This window comes from Candidatus Amarolinea dominans, from assembly GCF_016704685.1.
Taxonomy (GTDB): domain Bacteria; phylum Chloroflexota; class Anaerolineae; order SSC4; family Amarolineaceae; genus Amarolinea; species Amarolinea dominans.
Map to the genome: position 1 here is coordinate 1 of NZ_JADIZS010000079.1, position 23065 is coordinate 23065.

26 protein-coding genes and 1 pseudogene are annotated in these 23065 nt (G+C 60.8%); 23 read left to right on the top strand and 4 right to left on the bottom strand.

Features of this window, described 5'->3' with window-relative positions:
- The 15 genes and pseudogenes from IPF85_RS25625 to IPF85_RS25695 all read left to right on the top strand — a co-directional run.
- A pseudogene (locus IPF85_RS25625) lies at nucleotides 1-536 on the top strand (hypothetical protein); the annotation flags it as partial.
- 28 nt (nucleotides 537-564) lie between these two features.
- Nucleotides 565-1350 (top strand): hypothetical protein, encoded by a 786-nt coding sequence (locus tag IPF85_RS25630; RefSeq protein WP_343410888.1) that lies wholly within the window; start codon nucleotides 565-567, stop codon nucleotides 1348-1350.
- Between the two features lie 69 nt (nucleotides 1351-1419).
- The gene (locus IPF85_RS25635; RefSeq protein ID WP_343410889.1) at nucleotides 1420-1776 is read left to right on the top strand and encodes a hypothetical protein; all 357 of its coding nucleotides are present in this window, start codon (nucleotides 1420-1422) and stop codon (nucleotides 1774-1776) included.
- A 505-nt stretch (nucleotides 1777-2281) separates the two neighbouring features.
- Complete coding sequence (locus tag IPF85_RS25640) at nucleotides 2282-2683, top strand: hypothetical protein (protein ID WP_343410890.1); 402 nt, start codon at nucleotides 2282-2284, stop codon at nucleotides 2681-2683.
- A 1161-nt stretch (nucleotides 2684-3844) separates the two neighbouring features.
- Nucleotides 3845-4174 (top strand): hypothetical protein, encoded by a 330-nt coding sequence (locus IPF85_RS25645; protein WP_343410891.1) that lies wholly within the window; start codon nucleotides 3845-3847, stop codon nucleotides 4172-4174.
- An 11-nt stretch (nucleotides 4175-4185) separates the two neighbouring features.
- Nucleotides 4186-5088 carry a site-specific DNA-methyltransferase gene (locus IPF85_RS25650; RefSeq protein ID WP_343410892.1) on the top strand — a complete coding sequence of 301 codons (903 nt, stop codon included), beginning with the start codon at nucleotides 4186-4188 and terminating at the stop codon, nucleotides 5086-5088.
- Between the two features lie 747 nt (nucleotides 5089-5835).
- Nucleotides 5836-6078 (top strand): hypothetical protein, encoded by a 243-nt coding sequence (locus IPF85_RS25655; protein ID WP_343410893.1) that lies wholly within the window; start codon nucleotides 5836-5838, stop codon nucleotides 6076-6078.
- Nucleotides 6079-6125: 47 nt separating this feature from the next.
- Entirely contained in the window at nucleotides 6126-6599 is a 474-nt protein-coding gene (locus IPF85_RS25660) for a hypothetical protein (protein ID WP_343410894.1), read from the top strand.
- A gap of 114 nt (nucleotides 6600-6713) precedes the next feature.
- Nucleotides 6714-7028, top strand: a complete 315-nt coding sequence (locus IPF85_RS25665; RefSeq protein WP_343410895.1) for a hypothetical protein — start codon at nucleotides 6714-6716, stop codon at nucleotides 7026-7028.
- Nucleotides 7029-7069: 41 nt separating this feature from the next.
- Complete coding sequence (locus IPF85_RS25670; protein ID WP_343410896.1) at nucleotides 7070-7990, top strand: DEAD/DEAH box helicase family protein; 921 nt, start codon at nucleotides 7070-7072, stop codon at nucleotides 7988-7990.
- A 29-nt stretch (nucleotides 7991-8019) separates the two neighbouring features.
- Nucleotides 8020-8877, top strand: a complete 858-nt coding sequence (locus IPF85_RS25675) for a hypothetical protein (protein ID WP_343410897.1) — start codon at nucleotides 8020-8022, stop codon at nucleotides 8875-8877.
- A 200-nt stretch (nucleotides 8878-9077) separates the two neighbouring features.
- The gene (locus tag IPF85_RS25680; protein WP_343410898.1) at nucleotides 9078-10013 is read left to right on the top strand and encodes a hypothetical protein; all 936 of its coding nucleotides are present in this window, start codon (nucleotides 9078-9080) and stop codon (nucleotides 10011-10013) included.
- A gap of 324 nt (nucleotides 10014-10337) precedes the next feature.
- On the top strand, nucleotides 10338-11462 hold the full coding sequence (locus IPF85_RS25685) for an HNH endonuclease domain-containing protein (RefSeq protein ID WP_343410899.1): 1125 nt from the start codon (nucleotides 10338-10340) through the stop codon (nucleotides 11460-11462).
- The gene (locus IPF85_RS25690) at nucleotides 11459-12277 is read left to right on the top strand and encodes a bifunctional class I SAM-dependent methyltransferase/HIT family protein (RefSeq protein ID WP_343410900.1); all 819 of its coding nucleotides are present in this window, start codon (nucleotides 11459-11461) and stop codon (nucleotides 12275-12277) included. The genes IPF85_RS25685 and IPF85_RS25690 overlap by 4 nt, the downstream gene beginning before the upstream one ends.
- Before the next feature lie 164 nt (nucleotides 12278-12441).
- The gene (locus IPF85_RS25695; protein WP_343410901.1) at nucleotides 12442-12684 is read left to right on the top strand and encodes a hypothetical protein; all 243 of its coding nucleotides are present in this window, start codon (nucleotides 12442-12444) and stop codon (nucleotides 12682-12684) included.
- 160 nt (nucleotides 12685-12844) lie between these two features.
- On the opposite strand, the gene IPF85_RS25700 is transcribed toward IPF85_RS25695, so the two are convergent.
- Genes IPF85_RS25700 through IPF85_RS25710 form a run of 3 tightly spaced genes read right to left on the bottom strand, consistent with a single transcriptional unit; the run spans nucleotide 12845 to nucleotide 14536 of the window.
- Entirely contained in the window at nucleotides 12845-13225 is a 381-nt protein-coding gene (locus IPF85_RS25700; RefSeq protein ID WP_343410902.1) for a hypothetical protein, read from the bottom strand.
- Nucleotides 13222-13578, bottom strand: coding sequence for a hypothetical protein (locus tag IPF85_RS25705; RefSeq protein WP_343410903.1), 357 nt, complete (start codon nucleotides 13576-13578; stop codon nucleotides 13222-13224). Before IPF85_RS25705 ends, IPF85_RS25700 begins: the two co-directional genes overlap by 4 nt.
- The gene (locus IPF85_RS25710; RefSeq protein WP_343410904.1) at nucleotides 13511-14536 is read right to left on the bottom strand and encodes a TIGR04255 family protein; all 1026 of its coding nucleotides are present in this window, start codon (nucleotides 14534-14536) and stop codon (nucleotides 13511-13513) included. The genes IPF85_RS25705 and IPF85_RS25710 overlap by 68 nt, the downstream gene beginning before the upstream one ends.
- A 244-nt stretch (nucleotides 14537-14780) precedes the next feature.
- Here IPF85_RS25710 and IPF85_RS25715 point away from each other — a divergent pair, with 244 nt between their 5' ends.
- The 8 genes from IPF85_RS25715 (at nucleotide 14781) to IPF85_RS25750 (ending at nucleotide 21455) form a co-directional block, all read left to right on the top strand.
- A complete protein-coding gene (locus IPF85_RS25715; RefSeq protein ID WP_343410905.1) occupies nucleotides 14781-15083 on the top strand; it encodes a hypothetical protein in 303 nt (100 codons plus the stop codon).
- Between the two features lie 58 nt (nucleotides 15084-15141).
- The gene (locus tag IPF85_RS25720; RefSeq protein ID WP_343410906.1) at nucleotides 15142-16542 is read left to right on the top strand and encodes an AAA family ATPase; all 1401 of its coding nucleotides are present in this window, start codon (nucleotides 15142-15144) and stop codon (nucleotides 16540-16542) included.
- Entirely contained in the window at nucleotides 16529-17242 is a 714-nt protein-coding gene (locus tag IPF85_RS25725; RefSeq protein ID WP_343410907.1) for an HNH endonuclease signature motif containing protein, read from the top strand. Before IPF85_RS25720 ends, IPF85_RS25725 begins: the two co-directional genes overlap by 14 nt.
- Nucleotides 17243-17593: 351 nt before the next feature.
- Nucleotides 17594-17845, top strand: a complete 252-nt coding sequence (locus tag IPF85_RS25730) for a hypothetical protein (protein WP_343410908.1) — start codon at nucleotides 17594-17596, stop codon at nucleotides 17843-17845.
- A gap of 40 nt (nucleotides 17846-17885) precedes the next feature.
- Nucleotides 17886-18113: a hypothetical protein gene (locus IPF85_RS25735; protein WP_343410909.1), complete on the top strand. Its 228-nt coding sequence runs from the start codon at nucleotides 17886-17888 to the stop codon at nucleotides 18111-18113.
- Nucleotides 18114-18301: 188 nt separating this feature from the next.
- On the top strand, nucleotides 18302-19573 hold the full coding sequence (locus IPF85_RS25740) for an AAA family ATPase (RefSeq protein WP_343410910.1): 1272 nt from the start codon (nucleotides 18302-18304) through the stop codon (nucleotides 19571-19573).
- A gap of 115 nt (nucleotides 19574-19688) precedes the next feature.
- Nucleotides 19689-20516, top strand: a complete 828-nt coding sequence (rnc, locus tag IPF85_RS25745) for a ribonuclease III (RefSeq protein WP_343410911.1) — start codon at nucleotides 19689-19691, stop codon at nucleotides 20514-20516.
- A gap of 54 nt (nucleotides 20517-20570) precedes the next feature.
- On the top strand, nucleotides 20571-21455 hold the full coding sequence (locus IPF85_RS25750; protein WP_343410912.1) for a sugar nucleotide-binding protein: 885 nt from the start codon (nucleotides 20571-20573) through the stop codon (nucleotides 21453-21455).
- Here the strand turns inward: IPF85_RS25750 and IPF85_RS25755 are convergent.
- The gene (locus IPF85_RS25755; RefSeq protein WP_343410913.1) at nucleotides 21443-22027 is read right to left on the bottom strand and encodes a cytochrome c oxidase subunit 3; all 585 of its coding nucleotides are present in this window, start codon (nucleotides 22025-22027) and stop codon (nucleotides 21443-21445) included. The genes IPF85_RS25750 and IPF85_RS25755 overlap by 13 nt on opposite strands.
- Between the last annotated feature and the right edge of the window lie 1038 nt (nucleotides 22028-23065).

Genomic DNA, 23065 nt, shown 5'->3' on the forward strand with positions numbered 1-23065 from the left:
TGCGGGAGGACGAGCGCGTGGTGATGTACGATATAAAGACGCACGAGACGGAGGCGATCCGGGCGAATATCGAGGACTACGAGCGGCAGTTGAACGTGTACGCGCATATCTGGCAGAACCTGCGGGGACAGCGGCTGGACGAGACGGCCGTGATCTGCACGCAACTGCCGGAGGCGCTGAAGCAGGCGGCCAACGTGCGGGATGAGCGCCGGATGGCGTATGAGTTGGGCCGCTGGGAGCCGGTGATCCCGATTCCGTTCGAGCCGGGGCACGTGGCGGAGACGGTGCGCGAGTTCGGGGAGACGGTGGATGAGATCGAGGACGGCTGCTTTGCGCCGCCGGACCTGACGACGCTGCAAGCTCGGCTGCCGGGGACAACGCACCTTTGCGACCGATATCTGTCGCTATTGCGACGCCCGCTTCTCGTGCGCGTCGTACCGGCAATGCGCACGCGGCGAGCCGTGGGGTCGAAGCACGCTTCCGGCAGTACTTCGATGATTTTGGCGACGAGACGACCCAGGCCGACCGCCTGGTGACCGGACTGACGGAATAGGGAGCGCCCGAATGGCGAACACCGCACCGACCAATCCCTTCTTCTACGGCGCCGCATCAGTGGACCCGCCGCGGTTCGTTGGCCGTACCCAAGATCCGTTTCATCATCCAGCGGATGTCCGGCGCGCAGATGACGAGCGTGGGCGTGGTGGGGCCGCCGCGCATCGGGAAGAGCTCGCTGCTCTACCACCTCTACCAGACTTACCCAGGCGGGTGCAGGCATCGCAGTGGTTCCTGGTGAGCTACGTGAGTCTGCAGGATGCACGGGTGCGCAACCTGGCCGGATTCTTGCAGACGGTGGGAAACGCACTCGCGACGGCCCGCAGATGGCACCCTAAAGGATCCCTGCTCCCAGCCTGGCCGACCCCGTGCCGCGACCTGCCGACGTTTCGCCAGGGCCTGCAGACGATGGCCGAGGCGGGGCTGCGCTGCGTCCTGTGTTTGGACGAGTTCGAGGCGCTCCTGGATGCACCGACCGAGTTCGACGACCACTTCTTCGACGCGTTGCGCGCGGCGATGGATGACCAGGTGCTGATGCTGATCATTGCCTCGGCCCGTCCCCTCAGCTTTTACGGCAGCCGGGTGCGCTCGGTTTCACGCTTCTTCAACCTGGGCAACACCCGTTACCTGGAAGAACTGTCCGAAGATGAGGCGAGTGCGCTGGTGCGTCTCCCCTCGACGGCGGTTGCGAGCCAACCTGCGTTGGGCGGCATGACCAGGCGTTGGCCCGCAAGCTTGGCGGTCGCCACCCATTTCTCCTGCAGATGGCCGCGTACACCGTTTTCGAGGCGCAGGTGAACGGGCCAGGATGAGGCATGGATCCGGACGCAGTTTGAGCGCGAGGCCGCGGGCTACCGCGGCGTCAGGGTGCGAGTCAGGCAGTGGCTTGCGCACTCCCTGTGGACGACGCCCGCGGCGGTGGGACGGCTGGCCGGCTGGCTCGGCGCGCGGCAGGATGAAGCGAGGAACTGGGTCGTGGGGATGGTGATCGTGCTCCTCGTGATCCTGGCGGTGACGGGCGTGCTCCCGGTGCGGGAGTTCTTGCGCTGGCTGATGGCGGTGTTGGGACTGGGCGGGGGCAACCGTGACGCCGTCACGCTGGTCCGAGTGGATCACCTGGTGGCGAAGTGGCTGCGCCCGCCTGCTGTACTGGACCTACTTCAAAGCCCTTTACGCTGGCCGACCACCTGCGACGGATCCATCCCGATCTGCGCTATATACTAATCCCTTCCATCTGCGCAAGGAGTTCGCGGCCAACGCCGCGCTGGCTCGCTATGCCTGCCAAACGATCTCCTTGTTGCAGATCATACCACTTCTCGCCGTACTGCTGGTTGGCGGCCTTGACCCTGATCAGCCAACCTTTCGTATGGGTGTATGTTCTTCCGTTTACCCTTCCGTTTGCCTTAGGCTTGCGGCTGAGCAACCCGACGCGATGATGGAACGCACCTAGTGCAACCGGTAACGTTGATAATGGTCCTATTCACCGCGTTCCTGATGTTCTTTCCGCTTTGAAACGCCTGGCACTAACATTATCGAGGGTGTCTTGTCGCGCCTGCCGTTTGATTTGGTTCCCTGGTTTCCTACTATGCAACGGGTGACGATCTGCGTGCTGCTCGGTAATCTTGTCGGTACGATATGGAGCATCGGCTCGGCGTGATGTCCGAGGTGGCGTAATATCTGTGACCGTGGTCGCCCAAGCCCCGGCATACCTGTCAACGTGGAGTTCGGCATGTTAGCCGTCTACATAGGCATGATGTTCGGCATGATGTTCGGCATGACGGTCGGCATTCCGTTCCGCATGGCATCCTACCGTATGCGCATGATAATGTCAATGATGCCCGTGGGGTTCGGCGTGGTGCTCGGCGCGGGGATCAGCGTTGCGTTCGGCGTAGGGTTCGGCGTGGCGTGGGTGGTGACATGGGCAGTGGTGATCCTGCGGCTCTTGGTTTGGCCGATCGAAGCATTGTGGATGTTGGTTCTGCAAAGAGTTGCACCAAGTGCGCGCAGGACAGGTGCTGCACTGGCTGCCGATCTACTACGACGAGGTCATTGTCCTGCCGCTGCCAGGTTTGGGCCGTTTCCTGGCCGATGCCTACCGTTACAACGAGGCGGGCGCGCGACAGGCAATTGACTACCTGACGACCCACTCGCCAGCAAGCAGCGGCGCAGCATGCGCAAACCCTCATTGCTGTGGATCGCCTCGCCCGCTGCGGAAACCGACGAGATTGCGGCAGCGCGTGACGAGCTGCGCTGGTTGAGCGAGCCACCTCCGCCAGCCCGCGGGCGCCACTCTGCCGGCGTTGCTCGATGTGAGCCAGGGTGTCCAAGCTGCACAGCAGGCATCCACGCGCTACCGGCAACAGGAGGACTGAACCGGCAGCGAGACCGCCTGCGCGACCTGCGGGAAGCGTTGGTTACCGGCGGAACCGAGGCCGGCCTCGCAGTTCGGACAGATCATTGACCAATGGCTGCGCGTGCTAACCGGCGCGCTACGGGCGATTGAAGCGCAGCACGGCACCGAAACGGAGATTGCACCGGTTTACCTGGCCGGACCACACCTACGTCCGATTGACGCTGGACGCCTCTTCAAAGGTCGCGACGACCTGTTCCGGGAGATTGAGACATCTCTACGCACACCGCGGCCGTTGATGCTCGTCCTGACCGGGCAGCGCCGCACGGGTAAGACATCGCTGATCGCCTACTTGCCCGTGCGCCTGCCAGCCGAGGTAGTGCCTCTGTCGGCCAACATGCAGGGCGTTGCAGCCGCTAAGACCGAAGCTGGCGTTGCCTACGGACTGATGCACGTTGTCACCAGCGCCCAGCTCCGGACGGAACCTGATCCTGTCGGGTCCTCGTTGGCGGATTTTCAGCCTGACCCGTGGGTAACGCTCGCCAGTGGCACGGACTGGTGGAACGCACCGCACCCAAACGGCGGTTTCTCCTGTGCCTGGACGAATTCCAACGGCTGGAGGAGGTTGTGGCTGGTACCGGGAGCAACGGCGCTGAATTTTTGCGCACGATCTGCTCGAACACAGCCAACGCTGGTCGCCTACTGCTGGCTCGGTCGGCTCCGGTGGAGAGATGGCTCGCTACTGGAGCGACTACTTGATCAATGCCCGCCGTCTGCTGATCAGCTACCTCGGGCGGACGAGGCGAAGGGACTCATCAAAGAACCCGCTGCCCGGTTTCGCGGAACAGATGCAGTATGAACGGGACCGCGGCATTGATCCTTGAACTCACGCACGGCCAACCATACCTGCCGTGCAACTGATCTGCGCCGGAACTGGTGGACTTGTTGAATCGTGAGCATCGCCGCGTCGCCACAAGAGCCGATGTAGAGGCCGTGGTTAGCCCAGCATTTGAACATGGCGGCAACTACTTCGATGAGTTATGGGAATATGCGTCCGTAGTAGAACGGAAGGTTCTTTCCCAAGTTGCAGCCGGCACATTGGAGACTAGCAACGAGCACGCTCTGGCCATTCTCTGCCGCCGCGAGCTACTGGAAGTGGTCAACGGCGTTCCCCGCTTCCAGGTGCCGCTGATCGCCCGTTGGGTACGCGAACGCTCGCCATTCTCCGCAGAACTGCGCGACGAGGACACCCGGTCCGGAAAAACTCTTTGAGGCAAGTGAAAATGACGATCACCAAACTGCGCCCTACCTTCACCTTCGACGAGGAACGCCTGGATGCGCTGGCTGCCATTGCACCTGAAGCCTTCGCCGACGGGAAGATTAACTGGGACGCGCTGCGCGAGGCGCTGGGCGACCACGTGGAAGAAGACGGTCGCGACGCCGAGCACTTCGGGCTGTTCTGGCCGGGAAAGCGGGCGGCTCGGCGGTTGGCGAGTACGCCGAGCGCAGGGACGCTGAAGCCGGCGCCCGGGGAAGGGGTGAACGAGGCGACGACGCGGCACCTCTTCATCGAAGGCGATAACCTGGAGGTGCTGAAGCTGCTGCAGAAGAGCTACGCCGGCCGCGTGAAGATGATCTATATTGATCCGCCGTACAACACCGGCAACGACTTCATCTACAGCGACAACTTCACCCAGCCACTGGACGAGTACCTGCGGGCGACCGGTCAGACCGACGAGGCCGGCCGCGTCCTTGTAACAAATACTCAAGCGGGTGGGCGGTATCACTCGAACTGGTTAAGTATGATGTACCCGCGGCTGAAGTTAGCGCGCACCTTGTTGCAGGACGATGGTGTGATCTTCGTGAGTATCGACGACAACGAGTTGTATCACCTGCGGATGCTGATGAACGAAGTGTTCGGAGAAGAGAGCTTCTTCGCCGCCGTGATCGTGCAATCGAACAAGCGTGGCCAGACCTACAAGCAAATCTCCAAGACCCACGAGTACGTGCTTGTTTACACCAACAACCCTGAGACAGAAATCAACGAGCTTGAGAAAGCAGGTGATAGCGACGATCTGAACTTGGCTGATGAGATCGGACGCTTCAATGTTCGAGAGTTTGCGGAATCGGAATCCCAAATTCGGAAGGTTCAACCGGCCCAACCTATTCTATCCCATCTACGTTGATCCTGCGGTAGTAGACAGAGATGGTTTTTGTCCGGTCTCACTGGAAAGAAAAAGTGATCCCGAGATTGAGGTCTTGCCCTTTGATAGCCGAGGCAGGGAGAGTTGCTGGAGGTGGGGGCAGAAACTAACGAGAGAGAACATCAAAACAACCACGTCTACCAGCAATGTGGTCGCGCGCCGAAAACAGAGCGGTGAGTACGGGATCTACGAGAAATATCGAAAAACCACTTTCAAGGCCAAGTCTATTTGGTTTGAGAACGAGGTCATATCCGAAAAAGGCACGGTTGAACTAGGAGAGCTAGGACTTTCAGAGTGCTTTGACTTTCCGAAACCCGCGTTTCTGGTGAAAAAGGTATTGCAGCTTGCCACCGATGGCACTGCAGAAGACACGATTGTAGATTTTTTTGCGGGATCATGCACTACTGCCCAAGCTGTCTTTGATCTGAACCGTGAAGACGGAGGCAATCGGCGCTTCATCATGGTGCAACTACCTGAACCTACACCTGATGAATCACCTGCACAACGCACTGGATTCGGAACCATTGCCGAAATCGGCAGGACAGATCCGCCGCGTCATCAAGCGTATGCAGACCGAAGGGGGCTGCAAGCTGCCGCTCGGCGAGACGCCGGAGGATCGGGTTTCAGGTCTTCAGGCTCGACCGCTCGAACTACAAGGCGTGGCGCGACTTCGAGGGCGGCGATGCGGCCGGGCTGCAGACGCTGTTCGACCGCTTCGAGTCGCCGCTGGTGGAGGGGTGGAAGGCGGAAGATGTCCTGGTGGAGGTGATGCTGATGGAGGGCTTCCCGCTCGACAGCACGACTGAGCCGCTGCCGGCGTTCACGCGCAACCACGTGCAGGTAGTGAGATCGGACCTGGTGGCGCATCGGCTCTTCGTGTGCCTGGATGCGGCGGTGAACGAGGAGACGATCGGCGCTGGCGATGGGCGAGGACGATGTCTTCATCTGCCTCGACGCCGCGCTGACGGATGAGGCGAAGGTGCGGCTCGAAGACGGCCGGCGGGTGAAGGTGATTTGAGATGGAGAACGAGCGAGGCCCAAGAACGATTCGCCTGCTTACCCTCAACCTGCGCCAGGGTGGCAGGAGCCGCATCGAGGGGGTCGTCCGGACGGTGCTCGGTCATCGCCCTGACATTGCCGTGTTGACCGAGTACCGCGCGACGCCCGGTCCCGCACTGGGCGCCCAATTGGCAGCGGGCGGGCTGGTTCACCAGGCTTCGAGCGAACCGGAGCGGCCGAAGAACGGGGTCTTTGTTGCGGCTCGCCTGCCCTTCAGGGTGTTCCCCGATGCATGCCACCCTTCGCCAAGCCCGCGGCACTGGCTCCAGGTGCGATTCGCGCATTTCGACCTGGGCGCCATCTACGCGGTCTATGGGGTGAGGAAATGCGGCGTTCGCGCAGTGGCTGGAAGGTGTGATGTTGCGGAACCGCCGGCGGAGCCTCATCCTGGCGGGCGATCTGAATTGGCTGGAGGTTGGCGACGGCGGGAATGAAAGCCCCGGGATGGGTCGAATGGCTGCGGGATCTGGGTTACAGCGATGCCTGGCGCAGGCTCAACCCGTCTGGGCGAGAGTACTCGTGGGCCAATCACAACGGCACGCACCCGCGTGGACTATGTGTTTCTTTCACGCCGTATCGCCCCGTACCTGACCGACGCCCGCTATGACCATGACAGACAGAATGGCAACGTGTCCGATCATGACCCGCTGATCGTGGAAATGATGGCGCCTGCACCCAGCCTCATGCACCGTGTCCTGCGCAGGTTAGGTTTCGCGAAATCAAACCGTTTCAACGGGTTTGGCGCATCAGACGTCGAATTCATTCGATGGCTCGGTGAGTGGTCTGGCGAGAACCCCATGAATGAATTCATGGTCTGGGCAAAGCAAACCTGCTATCAGATGCTCGACGATTCACCGTTTTAGCCGTCGCGAAGGTTGAGGTAACCTGTGCCTGCAAACTGCAATTGAAATTCGGCGCAAACCAGGAGCACCTGCTCCAGGCGGTGGAGAGCATCGTGCGCCTCTTCGAGGGGATGACGCGGTACGATGCGGGCTTCCAACTCGGTGATGAGATCGTTGCGAACCTGCCGCGGTATGAGGATCTGGCGGAGACGTGGCTGCGTGACAATCTGCACGCGGTGCAGGAGAAGAACGGCTTGCCCCAGTCCATGCTGCTCGACTGGGATACCGGCATCGGCCTCGAAGGGATCGCCGACGAGAGCCACCGCTTCCCCCATTTCACGATCGAGATGGAGACGGGCACGGGGAAGACCTACGTCTACCTGCGGACGATCTTCGAGCTGCGCCGGCGCTTCGGCTGGAGTAAGTTCGTGATCGTGGTGCCGGGTATCGCGATCTACGAAGGCGTGATGAAGAACGTGCAGGTGACGCGTAACCACTTCCGGGCGCTGTACGGGAATGAGCCGTTCGACCTGATCGCGTACGACGGGAGCCAGTTGAGCCGCTTGCGTCATTTCGCGACGGCCAATACGACGACGGTGCTGCTGATCACCCTGGACGCGTTCAATAAGGCGAGCAATAATCTCTACAAGGCGTCGGAGGAGCTGCCGGGCGAGCGCCGGCCTTTCCAGTTCATCCAGGAGACCCGCCCGATCCTGATCCTGGACGAGCCGCAGAATATGGAGAGCGAGAAGGCGAAGCAGGCGCTGCGCACACTGAAGCCGATCCTGGCCCTGCGCTTCCAGCGACGCACCGCACAAGCCCGAACCTGGTCTACCGCCTCACCCCCTTCGACGTACGCGCAGCCTGGTGAAACGCATCGAAGTGTACGGCGTGACCGAGCGCGACAACGCGAATATCGCGTTCCTGGCCCTGACGGAGATCACACCGCCGCCGCATCACGGCCAAAGTGCGCACACGGGTGAGCGACCGCGGCGGCACGCGGGAGGCCGAGGTGGTGCTGCATCAGGGCGACGATCTGAAGCAGAAGACGGGCCGGCCGGAGCACGACGGGTTCGTGGTGGAGAATATTGACTTGGGCGCGGGCTATGTCGAGTTCAGGAACGGCGAGCGTTTGTATCTGCTCGCGGGAATGGCGCCGTCACGTCCAGCCGTCTTTCGCGAGCAGATTCGGCAGACGATCCTGCGTCACATGCGCTGGCAGGCGGAGGTGGCCCCCCACGACGTGAAGGTGCTTTCGCTCTTCTTCATTGACCGTGTCGCGAACTATACGGCGAGCGATGGCCTGATCCGCCGTCTCTTCGACGAGGAGTTCGAACGCCTGAAGGACGACTATGGCGCGTTCAAGCACTTGACGGCCGCGCAGGTGCGCCAGGCCTACTTTGCGAAGAAGAAGCAGAAGGATGGCCGCGAAGAAGAAGTGGACACTGAAAGCCGCAACGCCGGCGAGCGTGAAATGGAGAAGCAGGCGTTCGCGCTGATCATGCGCGACAAAGAGCGCCTGCTCTCGTTCGACGAGCCGGTGAGCTTCATCTTTGCGCACTCGGCGCTGAAGGAGGGCTGGGATAACCCCAACGTCTTCCAGATATGCACCCTGAACCAGACCGTTTCCGAGATCAAGAAGCGGCAGGAGATCGGGCGCGGGCTGCGCCTGGCCGTGAATCAAGTGGGCGAGCGCGTCCACGACGAGGAAGTGAATGTCCTGACGGTGGTAGCGAACGAGCTATCAGAACTACGTCGGTCGCTTGCAGAGCGAGTACGTCGCGGACGGCGACGCGCCGCCGCCGGTGCCCACGAACGCCCATCTGAAACGGGATGCGATCCGCAACGACCGGATCTTCTTCCAGAATGAGCACTTCGAGGCGTTCTGGGGAAAGCTGAACCAGCGCCTGCGCTACCGAATGCATATCGAGACGCCGGCCCTGATCGAGGCGTGCGTGATGCGCCTGAACCGCCAGACTTTCCCCGGTCATGTGCTTGTGGTGGAGAGAGGAAAGGTGACGCTGGGCGTTCAGGATCAACGTCAAGCGCGTCACCGCGAACAAGGCCGAGGTGACGCTCAGTCTCTTCGACGCCGAGGGCGAGCCAGAGACGATCACCCGCACCTTCAAGCCAGGCGCCGATATCGCCAGGGAGACCCACAACGAGCACCTGCGCAACCTGGGCACGTTGGCGATCGAGCCGGACGGGAGTGCGTACCGCGTGATCTTCACGAACGTATCGTGGCGGCTGGCCGAAGGTGAGGAGGTGGAGTACACGCCCGTGGGATTCGGCGGTCGCGTCGCGGTGCGCGAGGTGCAAGTGCGCGCCGACCGTTACCCGGTCTTCAACCTGATGGACCGCGCCGTGAAGCAAACCGGCCTGACCCGGCCGACGATCAATGCCATCTTCCGAAGGATGCGCGACGACCAGAAGCAGCGTCTGCTCGAAAACCCGGAAGGCTTCGCGACCGTCTTTATTGGCGAGGTGCGCAGCGCCCTGGCCGATCACATCACCGCGCGCCTCGAGTTTCTGCCCGACGAGGGCGCGCCGCCGTACGATCTGGGCGAAATCTTCCCGCCGAAACGCAGCTTCCCGCAGAAAGAACTGCTGGAGGCTGGCCCGCGTGGTCTCTACAACCTGGTGCAGAAGGACTCCGACGTCGAGAAGCACTACGTCGACGCGATCCGGCAAGAAGGCGACGCGATCGTCTTCTACTTCAAGTTCCCACCTGGCTTCAAGGTGCATCTGCCGGCCATCATCGGCAACTATAATCCAGACTGGGGTGTTGCCCGCGTTGACCGCGCGGGCCGGACAGAAGTGCGGACGTTCGTGCATGAGACGAAGGGCACCACCGAACTGAGCAAGCTCCAGTTCCCGAACGAACGCCGCAAGATCCTGTGTGCGCAGAAGTTCTTCGCGGTGATCGGGGTGACTTACCTGACGATTGATCCGAAGAAGGTGAGCGGGTGGTGGGAGCCGGTGACCGAGCAGTCACAGATCGAATGATGAGGGCCGCGTCCCGGCCACGGATGGTCAGGACGATGCGCGACGCGCATACTGATTATTGCCAACTCCGTATTTGTGAGGTGTTATGACCACATCATTCAATTCCGCTGCGTTGCGTGAGCTGTTGCTCACGGCCTTGAGCGACGACCTGTGCAGATTGATGCTTCCAGTCTTGCCAACGTATCGAATCAGTGCGAGACGTATGACCGGATTGACTGGAAAACATGCCATGTCGGCCCTGGCTGCGCCTGCAATGGGTGAGAGAACTATGAGACATGTTCCATAACCCGCGTTGCGAATTTCCATCTTCACGCAAGGGCTAATATGATCAACTTGCCCGGTTCGAACAATCTGAATACTGCACCGCTGGCGGCCAGTTTCAGCCATGTCACCAATTCCTACAAGTTCTACTGGCTGCTCGCCATTTTGGAAAGCGTGAAGCTATTGCCAGGTGCGGTTATTCCTGTTGACGTCTTGTTGGCGCGTATGATCGCCGCGGTTTGGTATCCCCTGCACTATTTTCACCTTTCCTTGGGCAAACAGGATCGGCTGGAGGCAGTGGCGAGGCAGATCAAGGTCTATGACAGCCGGCTGCAGGCCAATGCCAGCCAGGCCGATGTGGTAGACGCGGTGGTCACGCACCTTTCCACCCAATCCCCGCTGGCTCAGGAAATTCGCACGATCGGCAATTATGTCCCGCAGCGTTTCTTGCGTCCGTTCTTTCAGCGCGAACTGAGCGGGATCGAGGATTGGAGAGTCAACGCAGCGATTGAAAGCCTGGCCGAGAGCGCCTTCCACGCACAGGTAGCGCCTTGCCTGTATCGTTTTGTCACCCTGCCTGAGCGCGGCATTGAAATTCAACCGGCCTGGTTGGAATACCTGCAGCAACACTTGTATATCCTGACGGGTTTTTGCCTCTGGCATTTGGTCAACTACATCCAGAAAAACAATCCCAACGCTCCGAACGTCACCGGCAAACTGTTTCGCCCCGAACAACGAGACTTGAAACAGGGCCACGCATTCTGGAAGCTTGTCATTGACGAAATCGGCCCGTTCCAGTGCATCTACTCACAGCAACTGATCTCCTCAGACGATTTTTCGCTGGATCATTTCCTGCCGTGGAGCTTCGTTGCCCATGATTTGCTCTGGAACCTTGTGCCGACGCCCAAAGCGGTCAACGCGCGCAAGGGTGATCAACTACCCGATATTTCACTTTATTTCGGCACATTCGCCCAGCTGCAATACGAGGCGGTGCAGGCCGTTGCCCGCTCAAACCATGCCAGACTGCTGGAAGACTACGCGCTGCTCTACAAGCAGGATTCTGTAACCGCTTTGCGAAGTCTACCCTTTGCGCACTTCCGCCAAATTCTGTTCGACACCATCACCCCGCAGGTCCAAATTGCCCGCAACATGGGCTTTGCAGCCAACTGGAGTTATCGTGCATCATGATTTTTCAATCTCCCAAGAACCCCAATAGCCATCTCACGGTCAAGGAGCGCCAGTGGCCCTCTTTCCCGACCAAACAACTGTTGGCGCGCCGTTTGATTACCGGCAAGGTGCTCGATTTTGGCGCTGGCCTCGGGGTTGACGGCAAATTCCTCCGCAGCAAGGGCCTGGATGTCACCGATTATGACCCCTATTACGCCCCGGCTTACCCTACTCAGCGATTCGACACGATCCTCTGCAATTACGTCTTGAACATCTTGCTGCCGGAGGAGCAGCCGTATGTATTGATGGCGGTCTCTGAACTGCTGCGGCCAACCGGAAGAGCCTTTTTCAGCGTGCGGCGCGACATCACGCAGAACGGGTTTCGCACCCATCTGAAACACGGTTGCCAGGTCTATCAGTGCAACGTGATTCTGCCCTATCGGAGCATTATCAAAGCCGAACATTGTGAAGTGTATGAGTATCGCCACTTCAACCAGATGAACCATGCATCCGTCTGTCCCTTGTGCGCGCCTGATCCCGCTGGTGAGCTAGTTACTGAATCGGCCACGATCTATGCGATGTTAGATACATCCGCCGGTCATCCTGGCCAGGCTCTGATTGTGCCAAAACAACACGTCGCCGACTATTTTGAACTGGCAGAGCGCAGCAAGCAGGCCTGTTGGCTGGTGGTAGATCGAGTGCAGAAGTTGCTGACTCAGCGATGGCAGCCTGATGGTTTCAACATTGGCGTCAACATCAACGCGGCCGCGGGTCAGACCGTGCCGCATGCTCACATTCACCTGATTTCGCGCTTTGTGGGCGACGCGGCCAATTAGGCGGGAGACGCACTGGTCGGATAGGATCGCGATGAACTATGGGACGAGGCGGCAACGCTGCCAGCAGTTCCGGCGGCCAGGAGGTCTAAACGATTTAGGTATTCGTACCACGTTACTGTACGGCAAAGCAAATCACGTATGACGTTGGCATCTGTCACACAGAAATGACAGCTCTAGTTGGCCTGGTGCCGTTGGCTCAGATCGCGTATGTCACCCACGGTCTGCCTGACGAGCAGCTAGGAGTGGCCTGGCCCTCCATGCGTGCGGACATCGCGTTGCCGCGGATCGCGCTGGGCATGCTGCTCGTGGCGTCCGCCAGAGGGTATCTCACTATGAGCTTCTCCAGCATTCGCATCATGGCGTGGCTGGGTGACGGCGGGCCGCTGGTCGCGAACTATGCGGCGTAGCTCTCTTCGGGCTAACCCCTGGCGCCGTCGTGGTGGGCGATCGCTCCGCTCGGCGCGGTCGTCTGCCGGAACGCGTGCTGCAGGAGGACGCCGATCTGCTGATGTACTACGATAACGCGATGCTGCGGATGGGGGTGGAGTAAGCGGAAGGTGAACCCGGCTACAGGGAACCGAGGGCGGTGAGGACGTTACGGGCGAGAGTCACTGAAGATTGAGCTGTGGCGGCTGGCCGACCACTGAGGACATCATCGTAGTCAGCCTTGTTCCGGTTGCCGCGCAAGCGGCTCAGACCCGCGCCGATCTTCTGCCGCGCCGGATCGGCCGCATACCGGAAATGGTTGATCACCAGCCCATGATCGCTCGCCAGTCCGGCCGGTACGAGCTCCCCGCGGCTGGCGGCCAGGTTCGAGGCGCTCCGGTAGGCGGCGTAGTATGCGCGGCTGATCGCGGTCCGCAACGACGCTTCTTCTGGCCCCGGAGAACTTGGGTCACGCGTGAGGGCTTCGGCCAGCTTCAAGTAATCGGCCCAATCGAAGCTCATACGAACTCCAGGTTGAAATTCAGACGGCCGCCAGCCCGAGTGAGTTGAGCCAGAAACCATTCGTCATCGAACTGGCTGAGTTGATCGAGCGCCTCCTCGACAGGTAAGGAGGTCCGAATGTTGCCGAACAACTCCTCCGAATCCCGTAGGCTTTCGGAGTCGGGATCGAAAGTAACTTCCAGTGCGGCACGTGTGTTTGATCCGAAGATCCTCTCGATGTGCGGACGTGCCTCGATCAGGACATCCGCGGCGTCGGGATACACCCGCAGGAAACGACGCACCTCATCAGCATTTACCAGGGTGTAGAACCCCTGAAGCAAGCGCAGCCTGGCTTCGTTCTCCTCGATAGGCAACCAGTTGGCGCCTGTCCGCCAGCCAAACAACCGCTGTGATGCCAGTGTGGTCAGAAAGATGGACGTATCCGCCGGCGTCGGCGCCGTTGTCGTGTAATCTCGTCCATGACGCCGCGGCGCAGGCATCCCGCCCGTCTGACCGGCCAGCAGCATGCGAACATCCCTCGGAGCGTACGAGTATGAAGACAGGCGCGACATGGCTCACCCCCGCTGCTAACTGAACAGGCTGCGCAGACCGTCCGTCAGACAGTTTTCGAACACGCTTTGGACTCTTGTGTGGGCACGTTCCAGCCAGTCGAAGGTCGTTTCGAGCGCGACACCTTCCGGGCTGAGCGAGATAGTAATCCATATCGAGGAGCAATGTGGAAGCGCCCGCTGCCTTCGCCTCGATGGTCGTAAGTTGCAGGCGCAGCATGTCTCGCTCCTCATCGTAAGGCGTCTGAATGCCCAAGATGAATCCATGGAAGAGTTGCGGCAGACCTGGCCCTACGAAAGGGCGAAAGTTCAGATACTGGTCGAGGTCAACTGACTCGCCAGGGATCTCGAGCTGGTTGATGTAGCGCAGCCCAATGCGATGCAAGCCCCTGGGTTGGGCCACCGCAGCATAAGCCCCCAACGCGTTCTGGACGAGCGGTAGGAAGCCTTCCCATGTCGGATACGGCGCAAGGTGGTTCACGGCCAGAAGATCAGGCCCCACCTGGACATAAGCCTTCTCGTCCTCGCGCAGGAACTGCATCCGGTCGGCCAGTCGAAACTCCTGGCGAATCCCGGTTGCTTCCGCCGCGGCTTCACCTTCCAAGACCTTGAGCAACCGCTTGCGGGGGAATTGCCCCCGAAGACGATCGTAGACGAGGCCGGGAACCGTCAGGTCCCATGGCTCAGCGGGCACGAAGCGGAACTCGGCGACCACCTCGACAATCGGCGGGTTGCCATATTTGATCTCGCGATAGGGATCCATGTTTCTCCCAGTGATGCCGGGTATGCGCAAGTGGTGCAGCAGGTAACTTCTGACGTATCCGAACTTCATTGTATACGGATCGCGACATACGTCAACTAAAGCAGCCGGCCTGTGATGATGGTCCGCTTTGCCGAAACAGCCGTTGACGGGTTACAATGGACACAACCGGCCTGGTCGTCAACATCCCGTCGTCAATCGGTGACCTGGCGCCTTCCGGGTTGCTCTGATATGGATCTCCATCGGCGTGGTTGTCTTCGGGCTAACCCCTGGCGCCGTCGTGGTGGGCGCTGGCTCCGCTCGGCGCGGTCGCCTGCCAATACGGGCGCTGCTCAACGCCCCGCCACGAGCGCGGGTCACGCACAAGTTCGCCTGGCCCGAGGCGGAGGCGTTGCAGCACATGCGGCTGGCGTTCTTCGATGAGTTGGCGGCGCCCGCGGAGGAAGATCCAGCCGTGCCCGGCTACATGCAAATGTCATTTGGAGTGAGACGCTGCGATGATGAGACAGCGGACGAAGGCGATCACTTCGCCGAAGCAACAGATGGATGATATAATAGGCCGCGTTGTCATCGGCTGCCAATACGGAACTTCCCAGGAGGCGACTTGCATGTATCTGAAAAGAGTGGTCATCGAGAATATCAAGTGCTTCGGCCGTGCCGAACTGAATCTGGTGCGCGACGATGGACAAGTCAAGCGCTGGAGCGTTATCCTGGGCGAGAACGGCACCGGCAAGAGCACGCTGCTTCAGGCAATCGCGATGGCGCTGATGGGACCTGATCCCTCCAATCGCCTGGCCCGGCTCGACGGCTGGGTCCGTTTCGGTCAAACCAAGGGCAGACTTGTTGCCGAAGTCATTGCTGGACAAAATGATCAGTTGACCGAAAGAGGTAGGCCACGCCGGGAGCCGTATACCGCCTCCTACGCCGTCACTGGTGACGCCGAAGTGAGCATTAGCGGCGTGCTTTACGACCGTCCTACGCTGGTCTTCGAGGGCACGAAGGATCAACTCAACGCCCTGAAACGCGGCCTGCTGTCTGAGAAGTCGGCCGGCTGGTTTGCGGCGGGATACGGGCCTTTTCGGCGCCTGCTCGGCGGCGCGCCGGACACCATCCGGCTCATGTACCCCGGACAGAAGGAAGCCCGGTTTATTACGCTGTTCAGGGAGGATGCAGCCCTGGAAGACCTGACCGACTGGCTCACACGACTGGATCATCGCAGCCGTGAGGATACCGAAGCCGGGCGGCGGGCCCAGCGTATCAAGGCCGTCGTCAAAGATGTGGTAGACCATTTGCTGCCTGCTGGCGTCACACTTTCCCGGATTGGCCCTGACGGCGCCTTCTTCGATACTCCCTATCGCACCGATACCGCGATGTCGGATCTCAGCGACGGCTATCGGAGCATGCTTGCTCTGGCCGCCGACCTGCTCCGACGTCTGGATGAAACATACGACAGGATCGAGGATTGGATCAGCGAGGACGGGAAGATCACGGTGGAAGGTGTCGTCCTGATAGACGAGCTGGATGCGCATCTACATCCTGTTTGGCAACGGCAGATCGGCTTCTGGTTGCCCACACAGTTCCCAGGGCTTCAGTTCATCGTTGCGACACACAGCCCTTTCATTCCACAGGCGGCCGACGAAAATGCAGTATTCGTCCTCCGCCCGGATGCCATGACACCAGACCGCGTGAGCGCTCATCAAGACCCGCCTTCGGTCAAGGGCTGGCGCGCGGACCAGATTCTTCACGTGCTGTTCAGCGTCTCTGACCTGCGCGATCCTGAAACCGAAGACAAAATCAGACGGCATGCGCAGCTCCAGGCACGAGCCAGCACTGACCAACTTGACCTCAAAGAGCGACCTGAATTGGATGACCTCAGCCGATGGTTGGATCAACACCTCTCACCGCCAGGAGATAGCGCCGACGAAATGAGCAGGTATGCGGCCATCAAGAACCAGGTAGATACATTCCTCCGTACCAAGAAAAAGCCAAAGAATTATGCTCAAGGTTGAATGTCCTCCGTTGCCGACCAATCTGCGGGCCTACCTTGATCGCCAGCAGGCCCGCGCGAACCCGTGGAAAAGCCTTGCCGGTTCAAAACCAGCGCGGGAAGTCAAGCACGCATTGGTGGAAGCTTTTCACCACAAGTGCGGCTACTGCGAGCGGATCGAGGCACAAACGGTGGATCATTTCGTCCCGCAGACGGATCTGCAGGCACGCTGGGACTGGGAGAACTTCGTCCTGGCCTGTGATGTGTGCCAATCGAAAAAGCTGGGGCGTCAACCTCAGGACGTCCAGGGACGACAGATGGTTAATCCTCGCCACGACGAGCCGCTCCATTTCCTCTATTTCGACTTTGAAACCGGCGCAGTCACGCCCATGCCCACTTCTGAGGAAACGCTGGCGCGCGGTAGGATCACCACCCAGTTGCTCGGCTTTGATCAACGTGCTGCACTGCAAGATGAACGGCGTCGTAGATTCTTGGAAGTCATCGGTTGCATCCTCCGCATCGTGCAGCCGCAGTCGCCACAAGATGCCGCGATTGCATGGGATCAGTTGGTGGATCATCTGAAGGCGGAAGCGCCTTATCTGGGCATGATTCGCCAGTTTGTCTTGAAACCCAACCGGTACACACCGCTCCTGGAAACCTTGCGGGAGGCACGACCCGACTTCGATGCCTTGATCGCCTATTGGTGCCTGCCTCTCGACTAGCGGAGAACGAGCCGTGTCTGTATCGCTCTTGCGCGACTACCCTTTCCGCATCTACTACGGCCCGGCGGACGATCCGCTGGCTAACTTCTACATCCCCGCGCTGTCAGCCAGGTCCTGTTGATCTACCTCGCGTTTTTCTCCCTCGGTCTGCCTGACGGGCTGCCGGGGATGGCATGACCCTCGATGCGCGCGGTCTTCGTACTGCCGCTGGATGCACTGGGCATGCTGCTCGTGGCATCCACCACCGGCTATCTCACCTCGAGCTAAGGTGGACGCCAGAGGAGGTGGCTGAGTGGCGCGAGGTGCCCAATGCATTTATCACCGCAGCCTTGAGCGAAGGGGTTGTCCTTTATGAACAATGAAAGTGAACTGAACGATGAATTGCGGCCCGAATACGATTTGCGTGCGCTTCTCAAGGGCGGCATTCGGGGCAAGTATGTGGCGCGCTATCGCGCGGGCGCCAACCTGGTGTTGCTCGATCCCGATGTCGCCAGGGCTTTTCCAGACGAAGCCGCGGTGAATGAGGCGCTGCGCCTGGTGATCCGTTTAGGCGAGATTCAGCACGGCCAAAAACGCGATGCGGCCAGAGCGCAAGTGAGCTGATCCAAAAATCACTCGGCACGCGCAAAGGAGTCAACCACCCATGACGATGACCAGCATCCCAAGCGGACTGCGTCTACACTTCCAGGAATACGATTTGCAGAACCTCGACCTGGACCGGGACGCTGATCTCATCATCCAACGCGCGCTCGAATACGGCGCCTGGGACGAAATCCGCTGGCTGGTTGTCAGCTATGGCGCTGATCACGTTCGAACCTTCGTGCGCGTGCGGGGTGAGCGCATGCTCTCACGTGTGACCTTCAATTATTAGCGCAAACTGCTGGGCATTCGTCGTTGGCGGCACTCGCCGTTCGCCAGAGAAGCGAGGAAAGTTTCGCGTCCTTGCGACTTTGCGTTGAATAACGATCTTTACACATGGTTGAACTGGTGCGGCGAAGTGTGGTACAATGCCACTTAAACTGGCCATCCTTAAGTGGCGCTCGGTGAAAGGACGTAGCTATGATTGCGCGTGTCGAAGCCCTCTCTTATCGATGCTTACGCTATGTGCGACAGCATCTCGGCCCATTTCAGGTGCTGATCGGCCCCAACGCCAGTGGCAAGTCCACGTTCCTGGATGTGATCGCCTTCCTGGCTGACGTGGTTCGAGAAAAGGAGGGGCTGGCGGCTGCCATCGCCAGCCGCGCACCCGACCTGCGTGACCTGTGCTGGATGCGTCGCAACGACGTGTTCGAACTTGCCATCGAGTCCGCCATTCCAGAGGCGCTGCGCGCGCGCAAGAACGGCAACTACTCCCATGTCCGCTATGAAGTACGCGTCGGATCACACCCAGAAACGCATGAAGTCAGCCTCCTGGCCGAAGCTTTGTGGCTCAAATCAGAGGCCGCCGCCGAGGAAAACGGTCACCTTAGGCAGCGAACCCTCTTTCCCGAGGATGTGACGCCCCCGGACTCCGTGGTAACCCCCACTCGCAAACACGCGCCAGCGGGTTGGCGTCGCGTGCTCAACAAAGTAACTGAATCAGGCAACGACTATTTTCGCTCTGAGACTTCCGAATGGAACAACCTGTTTCGCCTGGGCCCCCGGCGCTCGGCCCTGGCGAACCTGCCGGAAGACGAAGAGAAGTTCCCGGTTTCCATTTGGTTTCGGCGTTCGCTCCTGGAAGGTGTCCAACGGCTAGCGCTCAACAGCGAGTCATTGCGCCGGCCCAGCCGCCTCGGCAGCCCCCGGCACTTCCAGCCCGACGGCTCCAACCTGCCGTGGGTCGTCAACGATCTGCACGAACGCGCGCCCGATCGCCTCAAGGAATGGGTCGCCCATGTGCGCACTGCCCTGCCCGACCTGCGAGACATCCGGACGGTCGAGCGGTCGGAAGACCGTCACCGCTACATCGTGTTGGACTACGAATCCGGATTGCAGGCGCCTTCCTGGCTGGTGTCTGATGGCACGCTGCGTATGCTGGCGCTTACCATCCTGGCCTACATCCCGAGCCTGGAGGGCGTCTATCTGATCGAAGAACCGGAGAACGGCATCCACCCGCGCGCCGTGGAGACGGTGCTGCAATCGCTGTCTTCTGTTTACAGTGCGCAAGTCCTGCTGGCGACGCACTCACCCGTCATCTTGAGCCTGGTTCAGCCAGAACTGGTGTTGTGTTTCAGCAGGACATCCCAGGGCGCCACTGACATTGTGCTCGGCTCGGATCATCCGCGACTGCGCCAATGGCGCGGCGAGACCGATCTGGGCACGCTCTTTGCCAGCGGGGTGCTGGGATGAACGCAACGCCCGAACCTTTGCGCAAAGACCTCGTGGTTCTGGTTGCGGACAAGAACATGGAATTTGGCCCCTAACGGCCTCCACCCGGTTGCACAAAGGGCCAGCCGTTGGTATAATGCCCGGCGTGATGATTTCGGTTGGTGCCATGCCAGCACCCGCTCACGTCAACCTTTGCAGCCCCCGCACCGCCGCCGGTTACCACGAGATGCCTATGACAATGATGGATTTGATTACCGCCTTCGAAGCACAGATCGGCCTGGTGTTCCAGGACAAAACTTTATTGCATCGCGCCTTGACCCATCGTTCCTACCTGAACGAGTTCCCCGACTTTCCTCTCTCTGACAACGAACGCCTGGAGTTCCTGGGAGATGCCGTTCTCGGCTTCGTCGTTGGCGCCCTGCTCTATCATCGGTTTCCCGAACAGGCTGAGGGGTATCTGACCAATATCCGTGCCGCGCTGGTGCGTCGCGATACCCTGGCCGCTTTCGCACGCCAGTTGAACTTGGGACCGTTTCTCTTCATGGGGCATGGTGAGGCTGAATCGGGCGGACGCGAACGCTCGGCCACCTTGTGCGCTGCGTTCGAAGCCCTTATCGGCGCCGTCTACCTCGATGCCGGCCTCGCGGGCGTGGATCATCTCTTGCTGCCGCTGATCGCCCCCTTCCTCAACCAATTGCAACAAGAGGCCAATTACAAGGACGCCAAGAGCCTCTTGCAGGAGCGTGTACAGAGCACCCGGCAAATCACGCCGCGTTACCAAACGGTCAACACCGAAGGCCCTGACCATATGAAGAAATTCACGGTACAGGTCATTCTGGCAGACACGGTGTACGGCGTAGGCAGCGGCACCAACAAGCGCCAGGCTGAACAGATTGCCGCATTCATGGCGCTCGCACGGTTGGAGCAAGAGGAACTCGATGAGCTGCGTGGGCAGACCGGTTGACGCGGCGCGGCGCCAGGGCCAATGCCGCCTGGCAGCCACCAGAATGCGCTGCGCATGACCAGAATGGCACGACCTACCCTTCTCATCACCGGGCTGTCGGGCTACGTGGGGCAAGGACTGGCCCGCCATCCGGCCCTGGCAACTTGGGGGGGCCGCGTGGTCGGCACCTATCTCAACCAGCCGGTATCATTCCCCGGCCTGCCAACCTGCCGCCTGGACATAACCGATGCGCAGGCGGTGCGCGATCTCTGGGATGATCTGCACCCCGCTGTCGTTATCCACACCGCGGCCAACTTTGCGCAGCCGGCCCACCTGGCAGCCAGTATCGTGGCCGGCACGCAGCACGTGGTGACCGCCACGGCACAACACCATGCGCGCTTGATACACCTCTCGTCTGACGTCATTTTCGATGGCGAACACCCACCCTATGCCGAAGACGCGCCGCCCGCGCCGCTCACGCCTTACGCTCATGCCAAAGCGCAGGCGGAAGTGATCGTGCGCGCCGCAGGGCTGGCAGATTTCGTCATCGTGCGCACCTCACTGGTCACCGGCCTGGCCCCGGTTGACCCGCGCACGCGCTGGGTGTGGGACAGCGTGCGCCAGGGCCGGCCGATCACCCTCTTCACCGATGAATACCGCTGCCCGGTGTGGGTGGATGACCTGGCCGGCGCGCTGCTGGAACTGGCGTCGCTCGATTCTGATTTCAGGGGGAGCGTGCTGCACGTTGCCGGGCCGCAACGCCTCAGCCGCCACGCGTTCGGCGTCAAGCTCTGCACCTTTGCCGGTCTTGACCCCGCGGCCATCACCGCGGATGTGGTCGCGGCCAGCGGCCTGCTGCGCCCACGCGACTGCACGCTGGACATTCGCCTGGCGCAGGCCACGCTGCGCACGCGTCTGCGCAGCGTGGATGAGGGATTGCTATCTGCTCAGAGCAGATAGAGGACGATAAAAAAGGGCAGCCACATCAGATCGAGGAAATGCCAGACGGTGGCCGCCGCGGGCGTGGCGGAAAGCGTAGCGGCGCTGGCCGGCGCACGGCGCAGGTCATTCAGCAGGCGCACCAGCAGCGCGAGGCCAATGATGATATGCACAGCGTGGAAACCAGCCATCGTGAAGAAGACGGCGCCGTAGGCGCCGCTCTGAATCGTCATGCCGGCGGTGGCGAACTGGTAGATTTGACCGACCAAAAAGAGCAGGCCGAGCAACACGGTGACGAGTAACAGACGCTGGGCGCGTGGCTGGTTGCCCTGGCGGGCTGCGTGCAGCGTCACGTGCAGCGTCAAGCTGCTGACCAGCAGGATCAACGTGACCAGCGCGCCTTTCCAGAGCGCCAGCGGCGGCACCCCGGCCGGCGGCCAGTCAAAGCTGACGCGGCGCAGGTTGATGACGACGATCGCGAGGGTGACAAAGACGAGCGCATAGGAGCCAAGAAAGATGAACAGGGCAAAGCGGCTGTTGCCGGTTCCCCCTGGTTCCCGCCCGTTCGAACTGCGTATCACACGATTTTGCATAGCCATTTGTTCTCCTGACGCAATGAGTCTAACCTTGATGATACAACAGGTATGCCGTTTTTCCCAATAACAGCCTCTTCTTCTCGAAAGGGTCATCACACATGACCGATCACCGTGTCAACTGGCAAGAAGTGGCCGGGCTGACTTTTGCGCCGGCCACCGATCAACTCTGGCGGCAGACGCCCACACCCTTCGTCGCGCGTTATCAGCCGTTGGGGGTGCCGCTGGAGTTCGCCACCAATGCTTCTGTGCTGGCCGAGATGGCCGCCGACTCCTTTGGGCCGTGGGGCACGCCCGCCCCGCACGCGCCGGCCCTGCGCCTCAATTTCTTCCTGCATACCGCGCCGGCCGCGCCTGACGCCCCCGGGCGCCCAACACCCGTCTTTCGGGCGCAGGACGACTACTTCATGCTCAGCGTGGGCAGCAGCCTGGGCCTGGCCGACCGCGCCCGTGGCTTTGGCATGGCCTTCATCACCCCAGACCTGCTGGCCGACCGCCTCTTCGTGCAGGAAGGCTTCCTGGAATGCCTGGGCCTGTTCCTCACCACCCGTCACCGCCGCGCCGTGCTGCACGCGGCCGGTCTGATTCACAACGGGCGCGCGGTGCTGCTGACCGGTCACAGCGGCGCGGGCAAGTCCACCCTGGCCTTTGCCTGCCTGCGCGCCGGGTTTCAACTGCTGGCCGAAGACGTGATCTACCTGGATGAGACGAGCAGTCCGCTGCAAGCCTGGGGCGCACCCTGGCGCCTGCACCTCCTGCCCGACGGCGAGCGCTTCTTCCCCGAACTGGCCGCCTGGCCGCTGGTGACACAGTTGAATGGGGAGACCAAGCGTCGCGTCGAGGTCAATCAGCAGTGGCCTGGCGCGGCCGTGCCCCTCGCGCCGGTGATGGGCGTGATTGCGCTGGCGCGCGCGCCAGGCGTTGCCAGCGCGTGGCAGGCCGTTGATCCGGCCGCGCTGCGCAATTCCCTCATCGGCTTCGGCGATCAGATGGGCGCCGACTCCCTGACCGCCATGCACGCGGCCACCGATCGCCTGC

Coding starts and splice junctions, on each gene's coding strand:
- IPF85_RS25630 (WP_343410888.1), top strand. CDS start 565: ATGGCGAACACCGCACCGACCAATCCCTTCTTCTACGGCGCCGCATCA.
- IPF85_RS25640 (WP_343410890.1), top strand. CDS start 2,282: ATGTTAGCCGTCTACATAGGCATGATGTTCGGCATGATGTTCGGCATG.
- IPF85_RS25650 (WP_343410892.1), top strand. CDS start 4,186: ATGACGATCACCAAACTGCGCCCTACCTTCACCTTCGACGAGGAACGC.
- IPF85_RS25660 (WP_343410894.1), top strand. CDS start 6,126: ATGGAGAACGAGCGAGGCCCAAGAACGATTCGCCTGCTTACCCTCAAC.
- IPF85_RS25685 (WP_343410899.1), top strand. CDS start 10,338: ATGATCAACTTGCCCGGTTCGAACAATCTGAATACTGCACCGCTGGCG.
- IPF85_RS25690 (WP_343410900.1), top strand. CDS start 11,459: ATGATTTTTCAATCTCCCAAGAACCCCAATAGCCATCTCACGGTCAAG.
- IPF85_RS25695 (WP_343410901.1), top strand. CDS start 12,442: ATGACAGCTCTAGTTGGCCTGGTGCCGTTGGCTCAGATCGCGTATGTC.
- IPF85_RS25700 (WP_343410902.1), bottom strand. CDS start 13,225: ATGAGCTTCGATTGGGCCGATTACTTGAAGCTGGCCGAAGCCCTCACG.
- IPF85_RS25710 (WP_343410904.1), bottom strand. CDS start 14,536: ATGGATCCCTATCGCGAGATCAAATATGGCAACCCGCCGATTGTCGAG.
- IPF85_RS25720 (WP_343410906.1), top strand. CDS start 15,142: ATGTATCTGAAAAGAGTGGTCATCGAGAATATCAAGTGCTTCGGCCGT.
- IPF85_RS25725 (WP_343410907.1), top strand. CDS start 16,529: ATGCTCAAGGTTGAATGTCCTCCGTTGCCGACCAATCTGCGGGCCTAC.
- IPF85_RS25730 (WP_343410908.1), top strand. CDS start 17,594: ATGAACAATGAAAGTGAACTGAACGATGAATTGCGGCCCGAATACGAT.
- IPF85_RS25735 (WP_343410909.1), top strand. CDS start 17,886: ATGACGATGACCAGCATCCCAAGCGGACTGCGTCTACACTTCCAGGAA.
- IPF85_RS25740 (WP_343410910.1), top strand. CDS start 18,302: ATGATTGCGCGTGTCGAAGCCCTCTCTTATCGATGCTTACGCTATGTG.
- rnc (WP_343410911.1), top strand. CDS start 19,689: ATGCCCGGCGTGATGATTTCGGTTGGTGCCATGCCAGCACCCGCTCAC.
- IPF85_RS25750 (WP_343410912.1), top strand. CDS start 20,571: ATGACCAGAATGGCACGACCTACCCTTCTCATCACCGGGCTGTCGGGC.
- IPF85_RS25755 (WP_343410913.1), bottom strand. CDS start 22,027: ATGCAAAATCGTGTGATACGCAGTTCGAACGGGCGGGAACCAGGGGGA.